The sequence below is a fragment of the Ktedonobacter robiniae genome, from assembly GCF_016587375.1.
GTDB classification, from domain to species: domain Bacteria; phylum Chloroflexota; class Ktedonobacteria; order Ktedonobacterales; family Ktedonobacteraceae; genus Ktedonobacter; species Ktedonobacter robiniae.
Genome location: NZ_BNJG01000001.1, coordinates 1,680,640 through 1,700,887, shown reverse-complemented (window position 1 = coordinate 1,700,887; position 20,248 = coordinate 1,680,640). Strand labels below are relative to the sequence as shown.

Sequence of the window (20,248 nt, the reverse complement as noted above, 5' to 3'; positions counted from 1 at the left end):
TGTCAAATCTGTTTTTCCACAAGTTCTTCCTACTAACGCCGAAATTTGATCGAGAAGACTCTTTTCCGACAAGGCCCCGAAGTGCTACAATGTAGTGGGGAAAAGTGGGTCAAAGTGGGGAAGTGATTCGTGTAATAGAATAGCGCGGTGTTCAAGTGGGGAATGGATTTCCGGGTAAGCGCCTGACAAAATAGTCGTCAAGGCAAGTTATCAAGCGGTGCGAGCATGTTTTTGGGCGAGTATGAGCACACTATTGACAATAAAGGCCGTATGGCGGTTCCGGCGCGTTTTCGCGTGCAGTTGGACCGTGGGGCCGTTATTGGCAAAGGGATGGGTGCCTGTCTCTCTATCTACACTATGGCTCGCTGGGAAGAGAAGTCAAATGAACTGACGGCGGGGAAATCAAGCGAGGAATTGCGCGATTTTGAGCGCCGTATCTATCCCAGTGCGAGCGAAGTAGAACTGGATGGGCAGGGGCGTATCGTGCTTCCCGCGAAATTGCGCGCCTATGCCAGGCTGGAGGCCGAGGTCACTGTCGTTGGAGTACGCGACCATATAGAGATCTGGGACCGTGGTACCTGGCAAGCCTACCAAGAGCGCCTCGACGCCGAAGGCAGTGGTATTCCCTTTTAATGCAAAAATCCTTTTCTTGAGGAGATATTCTCAGTGTCTGCGACACTTCGCAAGAGTTAGTGTATGATGTTGAACTGGCTTTGCCAGTTCAACATCATACACTAACTCGACGAGCCACGCAGTGGCGAGAAGTCTTAAGAAGTTACGCAAAAGTTAGATGTGTATGGCATGGAGAACGAGCAAACACGACATGTGTCCGTGATGTTGGAAGAGGTAATGGAGTATCTGCGACCCCAACCGGGAGGACACTATATTGATGGGACATTGGGAGGTGGTGGACATACAAGCGTGCTGCTGGAGCGTTCGGCGCCAGACGGCAAGGTGCTTGGTATCGATACAGATAGTAAGGCCCAGGCACGGGTGCAAGCAAGGTTGAGCAAGGAGGTTGCCGAGGGCCGTTTGATTTTAAGCCACGGCAACTTTTCTGACATGGAGCGCCTGGCGCAAGAGGCACAGTTTACCAGCGTTGATGGCATCTTGCTGGACCTGGGATTCTCCTCGGATCAGATGGATGATCCGCAGCGAGGCTTCTCCTTCAGCGCGGATGGACCGCTGGATATGCGCCTGAGCCAGGATCTCTCGCTGACGGCGGCGGATCTTGTCAATAACACAGGCGAGGAAGAACTGGCCGATATCTTCTGGCGGTATGGCGAGGAGCGACGCTCGCGCCAGATCGCGCGTCGCATAGGACGCGAGCGCCAGAAGCGAGCCATAACCCGTACGAGCCAGCTGGCCGAGATTGCCGCGGCGGGCGTGCCTTACAAATACGGGGCGATTCACCCGGCGACACGTGTGTTCCAGGCTTTGCGGATCGCGGTCAACCAGGAGCTAGAGAGCCTGGAGACGGCATTGCCCCAGATGCTCTCCTTGCTACAGGCTGGTGGCAAACAGGGAAGAATGGTCATTATCGCTTTCCATTCGTTGGAAGATCGCATCGTCAAAGAATTTTTACGGCGCGAGGCGAGGGATTGCCTCTGTCCTCCGCGCATACCAATGTGTATCTGTGGCCACAAGGCAAGCCTGCGTATCTTGACGAATAAGCCAATTGTACCAGGCGAGCAAGAAGTAGCAGCCAACCCACGCGCGCGAAGTGCGCGTGTGCGGGCCGCTGAAGTCCTGCCAAAAGCGTGATGCGTAAGTTCACGAGGTGGCGAGCCGCCCCCTCATGGCGCGAGACCGTGCCTGTGCTCGATGCAGGAAAGGGAGAAGGCGTATGTCGAACCAGAGAGTGAGAACCGCGAAGGCGGAAGAGGCTGCGTCGCAAGTGGACGTGGTGAGGCTTCGCAGACAATTGCGCCCCTTTCTCTTTCGTATGGGACCGGTCGCGCTGTGTATTACCAGTGTTCTATTGATTAGCTTGATGTCGGTGCTCTACCTGAGCCAGTTAGGCCAGGCCGTAGAGACAAACAACCAGTTGCAGGAGATTCGCACAACGCAAAGCCAGCTCACGCGCCAGAACCAGGACCTCTTAGAGCAATTAGCTCACGAGCGTTCCCCGGCCTATATTGATAGCGAGGCGCGCAAGCGTGGTCTGCAACCTGCTGATCCAGGCACCATCCAGGTTGTTACCGTGCGTGGCCTGGAAACGGTCCCTGCCCAACCCTGAGAAACGGGTTTGTACCAATGACTGATAGCACAATGCCTGAACTCGTTTCCGCCTTTTCCGCTGAGATGCGTATGAAGAAAAGTAGAGCAGCAGAAAAATCTTGCCAGTTGGGCGCGAGCCCCAGGGTATAAGGGGTGTCCCCTTACCTTTCTCAATCTTTGAGGAGAAGAGAAGCAGGACAAAGCCTGCCAGGAGGAATAAAAATCATGAGTCCAGAGCTACAGCGTGCGCGCAGCCGGCAGATGATCATCTTCCTGCTGATCTGTGTCCTGATGTTTGCGCTGTTAGGTCGGCTCTATTACTGGCAGGTTATACGTGGCCCGCAACTGGCAAAATGGGCCAATGATGAGCACATCCAGAATCAGGTGGTCGATGCGCCGCGAGGCGTGATCTATGATAGCCTGGGAGTTGTGCTCGCCACCAACGTTGTGCGCGACGATGTCTATGTAGAGCCAATCCAGTTCACCAGTGATTACACCGATGCCGAAAAGGCGCAGGTGGAGCTACAAAGTATCGTCACGAAATTACATAAAGCCCTGCCTGACCTGACAGCGGAGCAGTTAACAAAATTCTTCTCGTCAGGCCGTGCCACTGTGCGTATCGCATCGTTGATCTCGCCTGAGCAGAGCCAGCAGTTGCGTGCATCGCGCATCCCATATACTTTCCTGGAGCCTCGAACGATACGCGTGTACCCCAGTGGTACCCTGGCTGCCCAGATCCTGGGATATGTTCAACCAGATAAAGGTGGACTCTATGGTATCGAGGGTTCCTACGATAAGTTGCTGGCAGGGACAGCCGGAAGCTTTACCGCGGAGACCGATCTCAATGGTAATCCGCTCACAGTGGGTGCCAGCTCTACACAACCAGTAATCGATGGCGCGAATGTTACCCTCTCTATTGACAGTACTATTCAGTATCTTGCACAGCAGGCGCTTGAGGAGCGGGTACAGCAGACGGAGGCCCTGGGAGGTACCGCGACAGTCATAGATGTGCGCACGGGTGCCATCGTTGCCATGGCAGGTGCTCCATCCTTTGATCCCAACGTCTATAGCAAATACTATGATAAGCGGGGCTGCCTGAATTCCTTGAGTGTGTACTTTAACCCGGTGCTTATGTGCACATATGAGCCTGGCTCGACCATGAAGGGCATCACCCTGGCGGCAGCTCTTGACCAGGGGGTAGTGACGCCGAATACGACCATTGATGATCCGGGGGTCATCTCGTTTCCGGATGCTGTTGCTGTCGCCAATTGGGAGTACCAGGCCCATGGTACCGAGAGTATGACGCAAATCCTGGATTACTCGGCCAATGTAGGTGCCGCCAAAGTCGCGCACGATTTTCTGACGGCCAAGCGGTATTATCCCTACCTTGAGCGCTTTGGCTTTGGGCAACGCACAAATGTAGGTGGAATCGAGGCCTCTGGTGGGTATCGTACTCCTACCTCGCAGGGCTGGACGCCTAGCGACCTGACGCGCCAGGCCTTTGGTCAGAGCATTACCGCGACTCCCCTACAAGTCGTGCTGGCCTATGCCTCTATTGCCAATCAGGGAACGATGATGCGCCCCTACCTGGTACAGCAGGTCGATAATAACGGCAAGGTGACCAAAACGTCGCCCCAGGTGCTACGCCAGGTCATTAGTCAGAAGGCCGCACAGCAATTGATCCAGATGCTTACTTCGGCGGCTGACTATAATAAGCAGGTTGTGGTGCCGGGCTATAGCGTCGCAGCCAAGAGTGGTACGGCAACAACTCAGGGGGTCTCAGATGACCTGACGGAAGCCTCTATCGCGGGCTTCTTACCAGCATCAAATCCACGTTACGCCATCCTGGTAACGTTGGATCATCCCCGTAGCACCATCTACGGTGGAACCGCCGCGGCCCCATTATGGAACAAAATTGCGGAACAAGTCATGTGGCACTATCATGTGCCCTCTGACCGACCAGTAAAGTAGGAAGCATTGGAAAACGATCAGCAGTATTGTGTGATAGCGAGAGAGGAGAACTATGCAGGAGCACAAGGATGAACCACTGTATGAGGGGCAACAGGAGCCAGGTGGCGAGCTGAGTGCAACATGGCAGGAATTATTGGGGAAGAGGGGCGATGGTACAGATGGAGAGCTGGGCAAAGAACCCTTTGAGGTTCCTGTGCTTTCAAGCGATCCCTGGAGTGAACTGTTACAAACCAGAGGGAACGAAGAGCTTGACTTACAGCAAATACACCTGGATATGAGCGCGCAGGATCTCGAGCGCGCCCTGCAATTGATGCAGGAGGATGGCAAGAAAGCGCAGAAAGGCGCATTCCCTTCTGCGGATGCGCAAGTATCCGATTTGGAAGAGGGAGAAGAATCTTCCTCCTGAAATAGGATACTAGAAAATACGTTCTATGTCAAGGGTTTTGGTGGCGAGTTGGTGTGGAGGTATAGCAAATGAGATCTCAAAGGGTATGTAGAAATACGGAGAAGAGGAAACTGGCGGCGGAGGAACTGAAGAAAGCAATCTGATAAGTGTAGCCATTTATCTAGGATCTCGCTAGAGAAAGACGAGCAGCTTTATGGAACGGGATACATATAAGCAGGGACGTTATGCAGCGGCACGGTCGGCGAAGAGCGGCAGAGGCCAGGAGCATAAAGGGAAGCACTCTCCGCTCACTGTACGCTCGCCTGCGCTGCAATCCGCCGAGCGGCAACAGAAAAAGCGGCCTGGGCCGCCTGTAAAAAGGAGCTTCTGGCAAGAGCTTCTCGCAGAGCCAAAGAAGCGCCGGGAGCGTAATGAAAGGATCAGCTATGCCGTCGAAGGGAAAGTTGCGCCTCAGATCCCTGTGCGCCGTAAGTTGCCTCCGCTCAAGCGAGGAGCCGAGGCGGCGCCTGCTCGTGAGCCTGTATCCCGCGATGGTGGTGCCAGGAGTTGGCGTAAGAATGGGCCGTCCTTTGCCGAGAATATTGCCGAGCGCTTACAGGTAGAGCGCCAGCGTGGACGACGGCGGGTGCAAGAGCCTGACTTTGAGCCAGTGCAGGTCATGAGCAAGGAAGAACAGCAAAAGCTGCGCGAGCTTGAGATGAGCCTCTCACGTACGCCTGGTAAGGTCGATTCGGTGCTGCTGGTGGTTGTACTCGGACTGGTATGTATTGGCCTGATCATGGTCTATAGCGCAAGCTCGTTTATCTCAACGCACGATTATAATGACCCTTCAGCTTACTTTCAGCGCCAGGCGATCTCAGGCTTCTTTGGCATCATTGCGATGCTGGTCACGGCGCGCATCGATTATCGCTACTGGCGTCGTTTCTCCTTAATTGCCCTGGCGGTCGCGCTACCGCTACTGGTGCTGGTATTATTCTTTGGCACCAATGCCTATGGAGCCTCACGCTGGTTTCGCATTGGTAATTCTTTCTCTTTTCAGCCAAGCGAGCTGACAAAACTAGCCCTGGCGCTGTATATTGCAGATTGGTTGGCACGTAAAGGCAACCAGGTCAGTTCATTTCTCTATGGCCTGACCCCCTTTGTGATTCTGGTAGGCTTAATTCTAGGCCTGGTCTTACTGGAAAACGATATGGGAACCGCTATCGTCATTGCTGGACTGGCAACGGTTATGTTCTTTACAGCTGGCGCAAATATTATCCAGTTCTTGCTGGCGATGGTGGGTGGCATTCTGATCTTTATGACCCAGGCTTTTAAGGGATATCGCTTATATCGCTTGCTGGGCTTTCTCAACCCGTTTCAGAATGTGACCAGTATTAACCTGCAACTCTACCAATCGCTGCTGGCTCTTGGGTCAGGAGGCTTCCTGGGCCTGGGGTTGGGCGAGAGTCGCCAGAAGACGGGGTACCTACCCTTCCCGCATATCGACTCTATCTTTGCCATTGTCGGTGAGGAACTGGGATTTGTGGGAGCGGCCTTGATCATTATCCTGTTTCTCTGCCTGGCCTTTAGAGGTTTTCGCCTGGCGCGTCGTACACAGGATATGTATGGCGCCTTGCTGGCAACGGGGATTACAACCTGGCTGATCTTGCAGGCTGCGGTCAATATTGGCGCTACCTCGGCCTTTATCCCATATACCGGCGTCCCATTGCCGTTTATCAGCTTTGGCGGTACCTCGCTGGTGATCTCGCTGGCGGCGGTGGGTATCTTGCTCAACATTTCACGCTACATTCGTCAGCCAGAAGATCCCGCGCTCTCGCGGCAAACAATCACAAGGACCTTTAAACGAAAAGTCTAGGAGTTGTTCTGCACGCCTGGCCGTGCCGGGAAGGTAGACATCTCCAGGAAAGGGCATCATGCGAATTTTAGTATCAGGCGGAGGCACTGGGGGGCATATTTATCCTGCCCTGGCGGTGGCGACGCATTTACGAGATAGATATGACGCGGAAATTCTCTTTCTAGGGAGCGATGACGGTTTGGAGACGGAGGTCGTTCCGGCGGCTGGCCTCAAGCTTGCTACGGTGAAGGCTGGCAAACTTCAGCGTTTTGTTTCCTGGAAGACGGTCAAAGGGGTGGCGCGCGTCCCTCTGGGGATGGTTCAGGCCATCTCTATTGTGCGTGAGTTTCATCCTCAGGCGGCCTTTACCAGCGGTGGCTATGTGGCTGTGCCCACGGGCCTGGCGGCGAAAATCAATGGCGTTCCGCTCTTGATGCATCAGCAAGATGTGCCGCCCAATCTCTCGAATAAGCTGATTGCGCCCCTGGCCTCGCGCATCTCGGTGGCCTTCGCCGATTCTGTGCAGTATTTTCCGGCTGAGAAGACGTTGCAACTGGGGAATCCGCCGCGCCAGGAGATGCTCGACATTCGCGCCGTGACCCCAGAGCAGGCACGCGAGCAACTTGGTATGCAGCCGAACCTTCCCCTGCTGTTGGTAACTGGCGGAAGTCAGGGCGCCAGGCATCTCAATCAGGTCGTCTGCAAGGCCCTACCGACGCTGCTCCAGCATTGCCAGATCTTGCAAATTAGCGGCAAGAAACTCTATGATGAAACGCGCGACCTCTCTGAGAGTATCCTGGCCCAGGCTGAAGAGGAGACAAAACGGCGTTACAAGCTCGTCGCCTATATGTCGGAAGAGATGCCGCTGGCTATGCAGGCCGCGCAAATGGTCCTTTGCCGCTCCGGCGCATCGACCTTGAGCGAGTTGGCCTTGCTAGGGAAGCCAGGCATCCTGGTGCCGTTGCCACCGGCTATCGGGGCTTCACCTCAGGAGGCTAACGCGGCCATGTTTGGTCGCTTGCAGGCGGCGGAGGTAATCGCCAACGATGCCCTCACGCCAGAGCAGTTAAGCGAGCGCGTGGTGCATGCGCTAACGACGCCGACCTATGTAGAGACAATGACGAAAAATATCAGTGCTCTGGGTCGCCCAGAGGCTACGCAAGCCATTGCGGAGACCATCGTAGAGATGGCGACCGCCAAGGGTGGAAAAATAGCAAAGCGCGAGGTGGTAAACATTTGAAGAAATCGCACTTACATTTCATGGGCATAGGCGGTCATGGTATCTCATCGGTGGCGCAGATCGCGCATAACCAGGGTGAGATCGTGACCGGTTGTGATCGGCAGGAATCGGCAAACACACGCGCACTGACGCAGGTAGGGATACCCATTCAGATTGGCCATAGCGCGGAACATCTCCAGGACGCAGATGCCTTGATCATCAGCCCGGCGGTGCCCGCACTCGATCCACAGAATCCTGAACTGCTAGATGCACAGCGCAGGGGCATCCCGGTGAAGACCTGGCAGGAGTTGCTGGGGACACTCACTGAGGGAAAGTGCCTGCTCTCGGTGTGTGGCGTGCATGGTAAGAGCTCTACGACCTCCATGCTCTCGCTGATGCTGGTTGATGCCGGTATGGACCCCACCTGCGAGATTGGTGCGGTTGTGCCGCGCTTTGGCGCAAATTATCGCCTGGGACAGAGCGAGTATTTTGTCAACGAGGCCGATGAGTTCAATCACAATTTCTGGCACTATCATCCCCGCCTGGCGGTGGTGAACGCGATTGAGTTCGAGCATCCCGAGTTCTTCCACAACTACGAGGAATTCCTATACGCATTCGAGCATTTCGTGCGTGGCATGGATATGGAGAGTAACTGGCCGCTTCCACCAACCATTATCGTCAACATCGATAGCCCGGGATGCCGAGATCTCTGCGCCCATCTCAACGGCTGGGCTGGTTCAATCGTGAACTATAGTATACAAGATCTGAGCAGAGATACTCCTGAGCATCTTGGTGACCGCCTGACCTTCGAGGCGTATGACGTCAAGCTGGAGGGAGAGACCAGTTTCCGTGTCAGGTTGCGCAATGCCCCTGCGGGAGTGAAGTTGCCAGATGTCCTCTACAGACTCCAATTGCCCGGTATTCACTATGTGCAGAATGCTCTGGCGTCCCTGGCGGCAGCCTACACAGTTGGTGCACCGCTGGAGTCAATTGCACATACGCTAGAGGGCTTTACGGGAGCGAGAAGGCGTTTTGAAATTCGCCACCAGGGCGCGCTGGTTGTGGGCGAGCGCACACGCGACGACGTTATTCTGGTGGATGACTACGCGCACCATCCAACGGCCATCGCCCTGACGCTTGAGGCTGCACGCAAGCGCTATCCAGGCCGTCGCCTGATCGCTGTCTATCAGCCGCATATGTATAGCCGCACAAAGACCTTCTTTGAGCAGTTTCTCCAGGCTTTTGACGCCGCGGATATCGCTATCATCAGCGACATATTCCCCGCGCGCGAGGTGGATACTGGCCTGGTGCATACACGGCAACTGGTCGCAGAGATCGCCAAACGTCCACGTTTTAGCCAGGAAGGGGCACAAATCCTCTATGGAGGAAGCGTACGAGAGACGACGCAGCGCATCCAGGACAACCTGCGCCCCGGCGATATTGTGCTCATCATGGGCGCAGGCGACATCTACACCGTCAGCGAAATGTTAAAACAGACCAACCAACCAGGTCACAAATAAAAGTAATCACAAAGGGAATCCAAACCTATGGCGTTCGATAAAGAGACAGCTTACAGTGTGTTGCAAGAGCGATTTGCGAGTGTGCGACGCGACGAACTACTATCGCGTCACTGCACCTTTGGCGTGGGTGGACCGGCGGACATCTGGATCACACTGGAGACAAAAGAAGATCTGGTCGACCTGGTAAACGAGTGCGCGCAGAGGCGCTGGCCGCTTCTCTGTCAGGGAAATGGCACCAATGTTTTGTATGCCGATGCTGGAGTGCGTGGAATTGTAGCGCGTATCGCTTTAAATAATTATCGCATTGAAGAGCGTGGTGACGGAACGGCGCTATTGACCGCGGGGGCTGGCGTGAGCTGGCCGAAATTGCTCAATGAACTGGCGACCCTGGGCTGGGGTGGACTGGAGTTTGGGCCGGGTATCCCGGGAACGCTGGGAGGTGGCGTCATTAGTAACGCGGGTGCGCATCATGGCAATATTGGCGAGGTTTTGGAATGGGTTGAGGTGTTGGACGCACGTCCCTGCGAGGAGCAGTCTGTTACTGCCACTATCGAGCGCTACCAACACGCAGAGTTAGACCTGCGCTATCGTCATAGTCGTTTCCGCGCTCAGCGCCGGGTGCAGTTCGACGAGCAGGGTCAGCCCCTGGCGGCCGACCGGCGCTTTATTGAGCCTGCTGAGATCATCATGCAGTTGGGTGTGCGTCTGCACCGTGCGGACCCTGCGGCCCTGCGTGAAACGATCAACAGCTACAAGCAGCACCGCAAGCAGACGCAGCCCCCTCAGCAGAGCGCGGGCTCGGTCTTCAAGAACCCAGAAGGAGACCACTCAGGTCGTCTGATTGAGGCGGCTGGCTTGAAAGGCTTCACGATAGGCAAGGCGCAACTATCAGAGCGCCACGCCAACTTTATTGTCAATCTTGGTGGAGCGAAGGCAGAGGATGTAGCGGCGCTCATACGAGAAGCTCATAAGCGCGTGCTAGAGCAGTTCGGCATCGACCTGGAAATGGAGGTCGAACTGCGTGGTGAGTGGAAGGTTTCAACATCATGACACACAAACGACAACTACCAGAGCAGATGGCTACACACATCTATAAGCGAGCAGCCGTCAAACGGATGGAAGGGAGTTATGGTAGGAATGAACGCGATGGTAGAAGCGCACGCAACGCGGAACAGCCTGTAGAGAGGCCGGTCGTGTTGCAGCGCGTTGTCACAATACCGGAGGCCGATCCTTCGGCGGCATGGAATGCCTTTGCAAGGAGGCAGGAGCGGCTGAGAAGGACGAGAGCAAAGCAGCCTCAGTCGTCGAGCGTACAACAGCGGGTTGCACCCCGAACCTTTGCTAAGACAGGGTCCTGGGCTACAGGTGGACGCATGAAGAGTATGCAAAGACGCGTCCCGGACCCTCTATCCAGGTCGGTGCCCGTACGAAGCGGGCGCCGTAGTGTCCGGCGCGGTTTTCTCTGGAGATTAGTCAGTATTATTGCGGGTCTTCTTGTCCTTATTATAGCTTTGAGCTTCACATTCACGAGTAGCGCGTTTCGTGTTGAACAGGTGCAGGTCGTAGGAACGCATAATGCCGCACTGGTTCAGGCCATTCAGAGGCAAGGAGTACAGGGGCAGAATATCTTTCTGTTGAATACCCCGGCCTTTGAGGCACAGGTCGAGAACTTGCCTCTGGTACGTTCAGCGCAGGTCAATAAGCAATGGCCGAACCAGTTGACCGTCACAGTGCAAGAGCGTACTCCGCTCTTGCTGTGGCGGACGGGTCGGGAGACCTATAGCATCGACAGTGACGGTGTCTTGATGGCTCGGGCCAGTGATATACCCGGCAGCGATGCGCTCCCAACTGTCACGGCGCCACTGACAGTCATTGCTCAGGGGAACGCGAAGTCTGGCAAGGTAACAGGTGGTGAGGGAATACAGGTGGGCATGCGAGTGGATGCGAATGAGATTCATTTTGCAAAAGACGTGTTTGAGCGTTTACCAAAGATAACTGGTATCAATGCTTTTCAATTACGTTACGATGGTACAATGTATGCTAATACTATTGATGGGCGGGGAACGCAGGGACGTAGTAAAGGCTCGTATGTAGTAGAGAGCCAGGATGGTTGGAAGGCTTATCTAGGAGATGCGGATGACACCAACTCGTTGGAGAATCGGCTTTTGACATTGAAGGCCATTTTGGATATGGCCAGGGAGCAACAACTGTCACTGGCCAGTATTGACCTTCGTTATGGGCTGCGTCCAGTGTATACTCTTAAGTAAATGCCAGCCAGTCGCGTGGCAGTAAATTGAAATGGATTGAGAGCGAGGCTATGAGGAAGCAACGGAGCGTGGGGCATGTGGCAGTGAAAGTGGTGGTTTACTGCCAGAGCGAAAATCATCGTTGTAGTGCGTCTCACAGTTGTACCGCCCAATAGGAGCGTAAAATCGTGCAAGAGCGGGTGATCGTCGGAATTGACGTTGGAACAACAAAAGTCTGTGTCCTGGTTGGCGAGCTTGATCGTGACGGGAAGCTGAACATTGTTGGCGTTGGCACCTGCCCTTCGCAGGGCTTGCGCCGCGGAGTGGTGGTAAACATAGAAGAGACTGTTACCTCTATCGCGGCATCGTTAGACCGTGCGGAGCGCCTGTCGGGGAAGAAGATCTCCGCCGCCTATGTTGGTATAGCGGGTAGCCACATTGATTCACAGAACAGCAAGGGGTTTGTCGCCATCTCGCCAAATCATCGTGATATTGTGCAGGATGACATCAGCCGGGCTATTGAGATTGCGCAAGCGATAGCGATCCCCGCCAACCGTGAAGTAATCCATGTGATCCCCAGGGGCTATGTCGTGGATGGCCAGGAGGGAATTAAGAACCCGATTGGTATGTCAGGTTTCCGCCTGGAAGTCGAGACTCATATTATCACGGGCGCCGTCTCTTCGATCCATAATTTGATTAAATGTGTGCATCGCGCGCATGTAGATATTGAAGACCTGGTTCTGGAGCCGCTGGCCTCAAGTGAGGCTGTGCTTGCTGAAGGCGAGACCGATTTGGGTGTGGCCCTGGTCGATATTGGCGGCGGCACCACGGATATTGCTATCTTTGCGGATGGGGCTATCTGGCAGACGGTTGTCCTGGGGGTTGGCGGGAATCACATTACCAGTGATATCGCGATTGGGCTGCGTTTGCCGCCCGCGGTTGCTGAAGAGTTGAAGATTACATATGGGCATTGTGATCCTGATAGCATCGATGAAGACGACATGATCGACCTGTCACAGTTTATGCCCGATTGCAACGACCTGGTCCCGCGGAAGTTGCTGGCGCAGATCATTCAGGCTCGTGTTGAAGAGCTATTTGGCATGGTGCATGAAGAGATCAAGAAATCGGGTTATGATGGCTTGCTGACGGCTGGCATTGTCATTACGGGTGGATGCGCGGAACTACCCGGTATTCTAGATGTTGCGGCACGTACACTGGATATTCCAGCGCGTATAGGGACTCCTTTGGGGATGCACGGACTGGCTGATTCCATTAGCCGACCGGCATATTCAACGGCGGTTGGCCTGTTATTGTGGGGGTTGCGTCATACCTCGCTCATGATTGATGAGGACGATGGGTATGGAGATGGATCAGCCGATATTAAGTCGCGCTTTAGTTTTCTTGGGCGCCTGGTGCGTGCATTTTTTCCTTAGACTGAGTTTTTACATACTTCTTATCCGAAAACCCTGAGCGCGAAGCGCTAGGCACGCCAGTGATGTTGGGTTTCGGAATAAGATCTTTGAGAATGGTGTAAGAGAAAAGTGTTTCTCGTCCGTTCTACCTAGTAGAGACTCGAAAGGGGGCCACGAAACGTATGTTACCTATGGACAATGAACAACTCGAAGGCTTTGCTCAGATTCGCGTTATTGGAGTGGGTGGAGGCGGCAGTAACGCGGTCAATCGCATGATACAAGCCAATATGACTGGCATCGAATTTATTGCTATTAATACTGATGCCCAGGCGCTACTACGCACGGATGCGCCCATGCAGATCCACATTGGTCAAAAACTGACGCGTGGCCTCGGAGCTGGTGGAAACCCTGGTGTCGGGTGCAAGGCCGCAGAAGAGAATGCGGAAGAGATCTACGAGGTACTCAAAGGCTCCGACATGGTGTTTATCACGGCTGGAATGGGTGGTGGAACCGGAACGGGCGCCAGTCCGGTTGTGGCACAGATCGCGCGCGAACTTGGCGCGCTCACAGTCGGTGTGGTGACGCGCCCCTTCTCCTTTGAGGGGAAGAAGCGTCAACTCTCGGCTGAGGAGGGCATCGCTAGCCTGAAGCAGCATGTCGATACCCTGATTACCGTGCCCAATGATCGCCTGTTACATATCGCGGATAAGCGCACCCCGCTCTCCGAGGCATTTAAGCTTGCGGACGACGTTCTGCGTCAAGGTATTCAAGGTATCAGCGACCTGATTACCGTTCCAGGTTTGATCAACCTGGACTTCGCCGACGTCAAGACGATTATGTCTTCCGCTGGCTCGGCACTCATGGCCATTGGTGAGGCTGGGGGAGACGCGCGCGCGGTCGAGGCGGCGCAGATGGCGATTGCCAGTCCCTTACTGGATATCGATATCAGCGGTGCGCGTGGTGTGCTCTTTAACATCACAGGCGGCCTGGATATGACGCTCTTCGAGGTCCACGAGGCGGCTGAGATTATTAGCCAGGCCGCGCATCCTGACGCGAATATTATCTTTGGCGCGGTGCAGGACCAGCACTTCGATGGCAAAATGAAGATCACCGTCATCGCTACTGGTTTTGATAGCAATACAGTGGTGCGGGGGGCTTCAACTAGCTATCCCGTCGCGCAGCCGCCTGTGCGCAACGAGTCGCGTCCACACTACACGAACTCGGGTGTGCCGGCCGCGAACAAGGAGGAGAAATCCTCGCGCTTCGCCGAGGTCGATATGCCGCCTGTAACGCCGCCCATTTCGGTAAACTTGCCCAATCAGGTGTCCGGGCCTATGGCTGGCGAGCGTAGTGTGAGGCGCAATGAGAGTCCAGTGTATAACTCGTTGCCACCTGTGGTTCCTGCCACGCGTGAGCCAGCAGACTTGCTGCCCGAGGATGAGGAGGACGAAGAGGACTATCCTTACGATGAAGAGCCAGTCAATCCCACTCAGGGGCGATTGCCTGTGCCTCAGCCGGAGGATCAGCCGGTGCAGCCCAGGGTGATTCAGCGCAAGGTGCGCGGACTCAACCCGGAGCTAAATCGGGGAAGTCGCAATGCCCCTTCCGGGGATGTAATCGATATTCCCGCCTTCCTCCGTCAGCGCCGCACATAAGACAGTCACATAGAAGAAATAAAAATGAGATGTCCCTGGCAGCCACAGGCTGCCAGGGACATCTCATTTTTATTTCTTCTATAGAACTAAGCGTTGCGTGTCTTTCCGAGGTTACCGGGAATCTCTTTGTTCAGGCCAATGTGATTGACCACAACCTTGACGCCGGTAATGCCGACCATCTCGCGCTCCAGAGCGTATTTCATCTCTTTCTGAGGTACATCACCGTAAAGGTGCAGGATGTAGTTCTCAACCAGAATCGAGATGTTTTGCGCACCCTCAAGCTTGCCCTTGGCGCGCATGGCGTCGAGGCGCTGATAGGCTGTACGCAGGATCGAGTCTTCAGCGATCATGAAGTTTTTCACTTCCAGCACACCAGGAATTTGGCGTAGCTCATTGACGAGCTCATCGCGCTGAGACTCCATTTCCACCTTACCATAGAGTGCCAGAGTTACGCCCTCGCTATTCTCGCCCTCTAGCTCCACCTTCGCCAGGTGAGTGCTATAGGCGGTGCTGCTGACCGTTACCGAGCGCTCTGCGATTTCACGTGCACGTGTCAGAATGTCACGCGCGCCCTCGCTGGTGATTTGCATGGGAGTTGTGGACGCTTCATGGTGGGAATGTCCCGCCATGGGGTCTTCTAATGCCCAGCCCATAATGCCAACGATGATGAACGGTGCGCCAATAATTGCAAGCAAGGGGCTATCCGGTAGGCCGAGCAATCCCGCGACGGTCACCAGGATAGCGGCGCTCAGGACAAGCGGCCACAGGCTGGGACTTGGCAGATGGATATGCTTTTCGGCCTCGGTCACTTCTGCCTCTTGCGACACCCCAAGGTCTTGTTCATTATCGATGATAAGCTTGGTGCCTTGAAGAGAAGTATCCATAGGCTTTTCTCGCTTTCCTCCAAGAGTAATAAGAACCATGAGGACATAATTTTCCATCATTGTCCTAGAAGTAAGCATACCAAATCTGCCGATTTCGCGCAAGCAGATGGGGGATTGCACGGCCTGGGAGCTCGCTTTGTAAGGAGAGTGTAAGGTGTGAGCTATCAGGCCTCTTCCCAGGCCTGGTGGAGTAGGCGACGCTCTATCTCCTGCCAGGTGCGCAGCTCCGCCACCGGGCGTGTAAGTGGCTCGCCCTGCTGCTGAGCCTGAATCATAGTCTGTGTTACCTGGAGCTGGAAGTTCGCGATAGAGCTTTGCTGTCTCTGGATAGGAGGCAGTAGGCCCAGGTCGAGATCCTGAATCCGGTAAAACTCATGAGATTCAAAGGCCAGGGTCAGGAGTTCGGCGTAGTGAATGGCCAGGTCCAGGCAGGTCGAGACGAAAAAATGAGGCTGGGTACTGGCGATTGAGAGCACACCCACCACGCGATCAGCCCGGACGATAGGCAGGCCAATAATACTCTCCTCCAGCGCGGTAGCGTGGGCTGGAAAGAGGCGCTGCCTCTCGTCGCGCGTCTGGATCGCGATATAATGGCCACGAAGCGCCGCCTGTCCGATAAGCGATTCCGCACCGAAAAAGACGATCTGGTTCTCATGATTATTCCAGGGAGGTGTGCCACGTCCAAAGGTAGTACGCAGGCTGTGTATCCGAGGCTGCTGAACATTAGATGGGGTAACTTGTGATTGCGAGGGAACACATTGCGCGATACAGACCTCCATTCCATTTTGTGTGGGATCGAGATGGGCCAGAATTTGTTGCAGGACAGCGATACAGATGGCCGATGAACGTAAGAATAAGGAGCTAGTGGTATGTATGTTAAGCACACGTGTATAGAAGTTCGAAGGAATGAGGGGCGCAATATCTTCTTGCCATGCCTCCTCCTCGGCGAAGAGGCGAGGGTATTCGTTGGTAATCAGCTCAATGAGTCGCTGGCGTTGCGTGGGGAGCACATCAATCAGTTGGCGCAAGCTTTCTGCGCGTGGTTTCGACCTGGCGTTAGCCCAGCGCGTGAGAGTAATCGGATTTACTCGCAACAGGTCAGCGATGCGCTGGCGTTCCTGCGCATCACTAATGATTTGTCCTAGCAGGCCTCGCCAGGTAGATGTCTCTTGCGCCATAACTTTCTTATCCCTTACGCGTCTGCGTATCTTACGCCTTCTTCTTTCTTCTCCAAGGATTTACCATGTAAAAGCATACTGTATTGATTGATGCACGTCAATAAGCAGATAGAGAATAGAGAAAGCGGCGGCCCCTCAGTCGAGGAGCCGCCGCTTTCTCTATTCTCTACTTTATTCGCTGAGGAGTTTTTTCAGGTTGCTGGCTAGCTGATCGGGGGTAAAGCTGGTGTCTTGGAAGACGCGCTCGTGGCCCTGCTTGTCGAGGACATAGATGCCAAGGCTGTGATCGGCTGTGTTCCCATTGCTGTTCGCATAGACGTGGTAGTTGCTCCAGACAGGAGAGAGCTGCTGGCTTGAGCCAGTGAGAAAATGCCAGTTGCTCTGATCCAGGCTATGGGCCTGGGTAAAGTTAGAGGCCGCCTGAGGCGTGTCGTTCTGGGGATCTGTGCTGATCGCAAGCATGGTCACATGGCTGGCATCGTTTCCCAGGAGTTGGAAGGTCGAATGCAGCTTCTGAGCTTCCAGAGGACACTGATCGGGGCAGCGCGTAAACATGAAGGTGACCACGACTGGCTGGCCTTTAAAATCGGCGAGCGAGACGGTCTTTCCATGCTGGTCAATCAAGGTAAAACCGGGAGCGGCAGCGCCGCCCAGGTCTGTCCCCTGAAGTCCCGAAGTGGTGACAGAGGGGGTGTCTATCGAACTCATTTTATCGGCTGAGACTCGCTGATAGACCAGGACAAAGATAACGACCAGTACGGCCAGGCTTAAAACTGAAAGGCGTGAGGCTAGACGCCAGTTCCATCGGATACTCATAGCTTCTCTCGACTGTCCTTACTGACTAACATGATATGCAAGATAGCACAAACGGGGTCCAGGGGCACTGCCCCTGGCGGGGTTTGGGGTGTCCCCACATTCTTTTTCCTCTTCGCCGCCGCAGGCGGCCGAAACGAACTTGCACATCGCGCGTTAACGACTCTAGAAGTGAATGACCCGGTCAATGACTGCGACAGCGAAGATAAGCGCGAGGTAGCAGTTGGAGTACCAGAAGATCGTACGCGCCCACTTCCTCGATGCGTCATCATTGAGCAGGCGGACTGCCATATAGACCAGGATGCCACCCAGGGTCAGTGAGCTGAACAGAAAGATGTAACCCATGGCGCCCATAAGGAAGAGAATCGTGGTCACCGCGACCAGGAGCAGCGAGTAGAGCAGAATCTGCTTGCGTGTCTCAGTCTCGCCCATCAAAACCGGGAGCATGGGGACTTTCGCCTTCTCATAGTCTTTCTGAATCAGCAGCGAGAGCGCCCAGAAGTGGGGAGGCGTCCAATAGAAGATGATCGCAAAGAGCCAGATGGCTGACAGGGAAACTGAATTGGTGACAGCTGCCCATCCGACCAGGACCGGAACTGCGCCCGCGGCCCCACCAATCACGATATTTTGCGCGGTGGTACGCTTGAGGCCCAGCGTATAGATGAAGACATAGAACAGAATCGCCGAGGTCGCCAGAACAGCGCTAAGCAGGTTAACGAGGCCCCAGAGCAGGAAGAAGGAACCCACTCCGAGGATAATGCCGAAGATCAAAGCCTGCTGTGGCTGGACGCGGCCAGCGGGCAGAGAACGGCGCTGCGTCCGTCCCATGACCTGGTCGATGTCGCGATCAATATAGCAGTTGATGCAGTTTGCGCTCCCAGCTGACATAAAGCCGCCTAGCAGGGTTGCAAGCGTAATGCCCAGGGGAGGGAGTCCGCGTACCGCGATAGCCATGGTCGCGGCTGTCACGCCCAATAGCAGGACGGTGACATGTGGCTTTACCAGGTTGATATAAGCGGAAAGTGTCGCGCGCCAGGCTGGCTGTGCGGCGAGAGTGGTATTGGATTGTGACACAATATTCTCCTCATTAGCGCGCGGTCACTTCAGGAACCGCAATCAAATATGGAACAAGACCGCTGCTCACGCGAGGCGGTAATGGCTGTATATTGCTGTCGTAAAGTATGGTTTTTAAAATTGTTTAGAGCCAGTGCTGCATATCTCATTGTCGGTCTTGCTCCTGATAGGCTCCTTGCAAGCAATGAATGCCACCTTACAAACACCTGAAAGGTTGAAGAATGATGGGCAAAGTTCGCCTCTGGTTGAAAAAACTCTTTGCCTCTCTCTATCGGTTCATCTATCACTCTTATACAATTCCCATCTTATACAATTCCCATCTTTCTCCCCTTATGTGCTACGCTTCTGGTCTCAAGCGGAGAATCAACGTGACAATTTCTTTGGCGAACGTATCATCCAGTGGCTTAGGATACAAGAGAAAGCGATACCATTTGGCTCCATAAATCAAGTCCGCGAGCACATCCAGGTTGGTATCAGCAGCCAGCTCACCTCTTTGTATTCCTCGTTGCAAGAGCTCAACCAGCTCTTGCTTTCGTGGCACGATGAATATGCGCTGAAATTCACGTGCAAATTCTGGGTCCAGTTGTGCCTCAGCCGTCATCCCGCTCAATGCGGTTCCCGCTTTCCCCTGCAAGCCTGCGAAAGAAAGCTCAAAGTAGGTCAGTAAATCTCCCTCCAGGGAGCCAGTATCTGAAAAAGGCGTATGCTCCTCGGTATACACAGTCAGTGCTTCAAGCGTTACGAACGCTTTGGACGACCACCAGCGATAAATGGTCTTTTTCCCCACGCCTGCCCTCGCGGCAATCGCTTCAATCGTCATAGCACGATAGCCCTCCTGGGAGAGCACCTCAATCGTCGCTTGCAAAATAGCCTGATGGGCCTGATCACTGCGGCGGCGGCCAGGCCCGCCTGTTTCTAACGGCCTCCCCTGCTCAAGCATTACTCTTTCCTCCTCTAAAATTATCCCCTTGACTTATACGATACGTATCGTATACAATTGCTATTGTCAATATGACACGTCACGTATCGTTTATTGTAGCAGATGCTGGAGAGAGAAACCAGCATGAAAAAGAGGAAATCAAATGGACTTGAGGAATCAGCGCATTGTGATTCTCGGCGGAACGTCCGGGATTGGACTGGCAACGGCTCACCTTCTAGCTGAGGCCGGGGCGAATATCATTATCGCCGGGCGCTCACTGGAAAAAGTGACAAGGGCGCTCGCCACTCTTAAAGGCTCTGTCACCGGTGAGGTCGTAAACGCAACTTCGCGTGAAGAGACGCGCAACTTCTTCGACCGCATTGGTACCTTTGACCATCTTGTCCTGACTCTAGCGAGCAATGTAGGAGCAGGAGAGTTCCGCACGCTTGATTTTGATATGCTTCGTCAAGGGTTTGAGACCAAGTTCTGGCCGCAATTGATCGCGGCGCAGGCCAGTCTCGATTTCTTACGCAAGGATGGCTCTCTGACTATCGTCAGTGCTATCACGGCTCACACCGCTTTCGCTGGTGCATCCGGATTCGCGGCCGTCAATGGGGCGTTGGAAGCCATAATTCCCACACTTGCACTGGAATTGCAGCCCTTGCGTGTCAACGCCGTTGCACCCGGAGGGGTCGCAACTCCTTTCTGGGGTGATTTCCCGGAGGAAATGCGCGAGGCATTCTTCGCGCAATCCGCAGCTATCACTCCGGCTAAGCGCATTGGACGCCCAGAGGATGTGGCCCAGGTCATTGCTATGCTGATTAGTAACACGTTTATGACCAGTACGATCATTGATTGTGATGGAGGAGCGCGGATCAGGTCATCCTGGTAATTGAG

General features: G+C 54.5%; 18 protein-coding genes. 13 read left to right on the top strand and 5 right to left on the bottom strand.

Going from position 1 to position 20,248, the window contains the following annotated elements; genetic code table 11:
* Positions 1 to 225: 225 nt before the first annotated feature.
* From mraZ to ftsZ, 12 genes are all read left to right on the top strand, one after another.
* Positions 226 to 633 (top strand): division/cell wall cluster transcriptional repressor MraZ, encoded by a 408-nt coding sequence (gene mraZ / locus JMJ04_RS07100; RefSeq protein WP_201369828.1) that lies wholly within the window; start codon positions 226 to 228, stop codon positions 631 to 633.
* 168 nt (positions 634 to 801) lie between these two features.
* Positions 802 to 1,764, top strand: a complete 963-nt coding sequence (gene rsmH / locus JMJ04_RS07095) for a 16S rRNA (cytosine(1402)-N(4))-methyltransferase RsmH (protein ID WP_201369827.1) — start codon at positions 802 to 804, stop codon at positions 1,762 to 1,764.
* Positions 1,765 to 1,846: 82 nt separating this feature from the next.
* The gene (locus JMJ04_RS07090) at positions 1,847 to 2,239 is read left to right on the top strand and encodes a hypothetical protein (RefSeq protein ID WP_201369826.1); all 393 of its coding nucleotides are present in this window, start codon (positions 1,847 to 1,849) and stop codon (positions 2,237 to 2,239) included.
* A 206-nt stretch (positions 2,240 to 2,445) separates the two neighbouring features.
* Positions 2,446 to 4,191, top strand: coding sequence for a peptidoglycan D,D-transpeptidase FtsI family protein (locus JMJ04_RS07085; protein ID WP_201369825.1), 1,746 nt, complete (start codon positions 2,446 to 2,448; stop codon positions 4,189 to 4,191).
* A 52-nt stretch (positions 4,192 to 4,243) separates the two neighbouring features.
* Positions 4,244 to 4,597 (top strand): hypothetical protein, encoded by a 354-nt coding sequence (locus JMJ04_RS07080; RefSeq protein WP_201369824.1) that lies wholly within the window; start codon positions 4,244 to 4,246, stop codon positions 4,595 to 4,597.
* A 193-nt stretch (positions 4,598 to 4,790) separates the two neighbouring features.
* Positions 4,791 to 6,452, top strand: a complete 1,662-nt coding sequence (gene ftsW, locus JMJ04_RS07075) for a putative lipid II flippase FtsW (RefSeq protein ID WP_201369823.1) — start codon at positions 4,791 to 4,793, stop codon at positions 6,450 to 6,452.
* A 58-nt stretch (positions 6,453 to 6,510) separates the two neighbouring features.
* Complete coding sequence (murG, locus tag JMJ04_RS07070; RefSeq protein WP_201369822.1) at positions 6,511 to 7,671, top strand: undecaprenyldiphospho-muramoylpentapeptide beta-N-acetylglucosaminyltransferase; 1,161 nt, start codon at positions 6,511 to 6,513, stop codon at positions 7,669 to 7,671.
* On the top strand, positions 7,668 to 9,170 hold the full coding sequence (murC, locus tag JMJ04_RS07065) for a UDP-N-acetylmuramate--L-alanine ligase (protein WP_201369821.1): 1,503 nt from the start codon (positions 7,668 to 7,670) through the stop codon (positions 9,168 to 9,170). The genes murG and murC overlap by 4 nt, the downstream gene beginning before the upstream one ends.
* A 27-nt stretch (positions 9,171 to 9,197) precedes the next feature.
* Positions 9,198 to 10,220, top strand: coding sequence for a UDP-N-acetylmuramate dehydrogenase (gene murB, locus JMJ04_RS07060; RefSeq protein ID WP_201369820.1), 1,023 nt, complete (start codon positions 9,198 to 9,200; stop codon positions 10,218 to 10,220).
* Entirely contained in the window at positions 10,217 to 11,437 is a 1,221-nt protein-coding gene (locus tag JMJ04_RS07055; protein WP_201369819.1) for a cell division protein FtsQ/DivIB, read from the top strand. Before murB ends, JMJ04_RS07055 begins: the two co-directional genes overlap by 4 nt.
* A gap of 167 nt (positions 11,438 to 11,604) precedes the next feature.
* Positions 11,605 to 12,849, top strand: a complete 1,245-nt coding sequence (gene ftsA / locus JMJ04_RS07050; protein WP_201369818.1) for a cell division protein FtsA — start codon at positions 11,605 to 11,607, stop codon at positions 12,847 to 12,849.
* Between the two features lie 161 nt (positions 12,850 to 13,010).
* Positions 13,011 to 14,483 carry a cell division protein FtsZ gene (gene ftsZ / locus JMJ04_RS07045; protein ID WP_201369817.1) on the top strand — a complete coding sequence of 491 codons (1,473 nt, stop codon included), beginning with the start codon at positions 13,011 to 13,013 and terminating at the stop codon, positions 14,481 to 14,483.
* A gap of 86 nt (positions 14,484 to 14,569) precedes the next feature.
* Here ftsZ and JMJ04_RS07040 read toward each other — a convergent pair whose 3' ends face one another.
* The 5 genes from JMJ04_RS07040 to JMJ04_RS07020 all read right to left on the bottom strand — a co-directional run bounded on the left by JMJ04_RS07040 (position 14,570) and on the right by JMJ04_RS07020 (position 19,372).
* Positions 14,570 to 15,367, bottom strand: a complete 798-nt coding sequence (locus JMJ04_RS07040; protein WP_201369816.1) for a BON domain-containing protein — start codon at positions 15,365 to 15,367, stop codon at positions 14,570 to 14,572.
* 164 nt (positions 15,368 to 15,531) lie between these two features.
* Positions 15,532 to 16,545, bottom strand: a complete 1,014-nt coding sequence (locus JMJ04_RS07035) for a GAF domain-containing protein (protein WP_201369815.1) — start codon at positions 16,543 to 16,545, stop codon at positions 15,532 to 15,534.
* Positions 16,546 to 16,716: 171 nt separating this feature from the next.
* Entirely contained in the window at positions 16,717 to 17,361 is a 645-nt protein-coding gene (locus JMJ04_RS07030; protein ID WP_201369814.1) for an SCO family protein, read from the bottom strand.
* 162 nt (positions 17,362 to 17,523) lie between these two features.
* Positions 17,524 to 18,432, bottom strand: a complete 909-nt coding sequence (locus JMJ04_RS07025) for a heme o synthase (RefSeq protein ID WP_201369813.1) — start codon at positions 18,430 to 18,432, stop codon at positions 17,524 to 17,526.
* 337 nt (positions 18,433 to 18,769) lie between these two features.
* Positions 18,770 to 19,372, bottom strand: coding sequence for a TetR/AcrR family transcriptional regulator (locus JMJ04_RS07020; protein WP_201369812.1), 603 nt, complete (start codon positions 19,370 to 19,372; stop codon positions 18,770 to 18,772).
* Between the two features lie 142 nt (positions 19,373 to 19,514).
* Here JMJ04_RS07020 and JMJ04_RS07015 point away from each other — a divergent pair, with 142 nt between their 5' ends.
* Positions 19,515 to 20,243 (top strand): SDR family oxidoreductase, encoded by a 729-nt coding sequence (locus JMJ04_RS07015; RefSeq protein ID WP_201369811.1) that lies wholly within the window; start codon positions 19,515 to 19,517, stop codon positions 20,241 to 20,243.
* The last annotated feature ends 5 nt before the right edge of the window (positions 20,244 to 20,248 follow it).

What these genes read in the sequence shown, in the direction of transcription:
- JMJ04_RS07040 (WP_201369816.1), bottom strand. Translation starts at nt 15,367, where the DNA reads ATGGATACTTCTCTTCAAGGCACCAAGCTTATCATCGATAATGAACAA.
- ftsZ (WP_201369817.1), top strand. Translation starts at nt 13,011, where the DNA reads ATGTTACCTATGGACAATGAACAACTCGAAGGCTTTGCTCAGATTCGC.
- JMJ04_RS07090 (WP_201369826.1), top strand. Translation starts at nt 1,847, where the DNA reads ATGTCGAACCAGAGAGTGAGAACCGCGAAGGCGGAAGAGGCTGCGTCG.
- murG (WP_201369822.1), top strand. Translation starts at nt 6,511, where the DNA reads ATGCGAATTTTAGTATCAGGCGGAGGCACTGGGGGGCATATTTATCCT.
- JMJ04_RS07015 (WP_201369811.1), top strand. Translation starts at nt 19,515, where the DNA reads ATGGACTTGAGGAATCAGCGCATTGTGATTCTCGGCGGAACGTCCGGG.
- JMJ04_RS07035 (WP_201369815.1), bottom strand. Translation starts at nt 16,545, where the DNA reads ATGGCGCAAGAGACATCTACCTGGCGAGGCCTGCTAGGACAAATCATT.
- JMJ04_RS07080 (WP_201369824.1), top strand. Translation starts at nt 4,244, where the DNA reads ATGCAGGAGCACAAGGATGAACCACTGTATGAGGGGCAACAGGAGCCA.
- JMJ04_RS07020 (WP_201369812.1), bottom strand. Translation starts at nt 19,372, where the DNA reads ATGCTTGAGCAGGGGAGGCCGTTAGAAACAGGCGGGCCTGGCCGCCGC.
- ftsW (WP_201369823.1), top strand. Translation starts at nt 4,791, where the DNA reads ATGGAACGGGATACATATAAGCAGGGACGTTATGCAGCGGCACGGTCG.
- murB (WP_201369820.1), top strand. Translation starts at nt 9,198, where the DNA reads ATGGCGTTCGATAAAGAGACAGCTTACAGTGTGTTGCAAGAGCGATTT.
- JMJ04_RS07085 (WP_201369825.1), top strand. Translation starts at nt 2,446, where the DNA reads ATGAGTCCAGAGCTACAGCGTGCGCGCAGCCGGCAGATGATCATCTTC.
- JMJ04_RS07030 (WP_201369814.1), bottom strand. Translation starts at nt 17,361, where the DNA reads ATGAGTATCCGATGGAACTGGCGTCTAGCCTCACGCCTTTCAGTTTTA.
- mraZ (WP_201369828.1), top strand. Translation starts at nt 226, where the DNA reads ATGTTTTTGGGCGAGTATGAGCACACTATTGACAATAAAGGCCGTATG.
- rsmH (WP_201369827.1), top strand. Translation starts at nt 802, where the DNA reads ATGGAGAACGAGCAAACACGACATGTGTCCGTGATGTTGGAAGAGGTA.
- JMJ04_RS07055 (WP_201369819.1), top strand. Translation starts at nt 10,217, where the DNA reads ATGACACACAAACGACAACTACCAGAGCAGATGGCTACACACATCTAT.